The organism is Citrobacter sp. MGH 55, assembly GCF_016906145.1.
Lineage (GTDB): Bacteria > Pseudomonadota > Gammaproteobacteria > Enterobacterales > Enterobacteriaceae > Citrobacter_A > Citrobacter_A amalonaticus.
On the sequence record NZ_CP070239.1, the window covers coordinates 2569069 to 2569311 of the forward strand.

The following is a 243-nucleotide window of genomic DNA, read 5'->3' on the forward strand; positions in this document are numbered from 1 at the left end:
ATTGATAATTCATTATCAGTTAAACCGTCCGGGGAGCGTTCTTAGCCGGCGCATGCCTGTCATAGCGGTTGCCACATAGCTCTTATGGCGGTTGACGACTTCTACCCAGATCTTCACGCCGTCCACGTTCACTGTGTATGTTTCCTTCCTGTCGCTACGACCATAGTTACCGTATCGTTCAACATGCTTTGCCAGTGCTGCATCACATGCCCGGCGGCCCAATGGCGATTGCTTACTGCGGTT

General features: G+C 51.9%; 1 protein-coding gene. It reads right to left on the reverse strand.

What is annotated here, in order from left to right; all coding sequences use genetic code 11:
• Positions 1-15 precede the first annotated feature (15 nt).
• A partial coding sequence (locus JTI98_RS21405; RefSeq protein WP_216081214.1) for a DUF4060 family protein occupies positions 16-243 on the reverse strand: 228 nt, incomplete at its 5' end.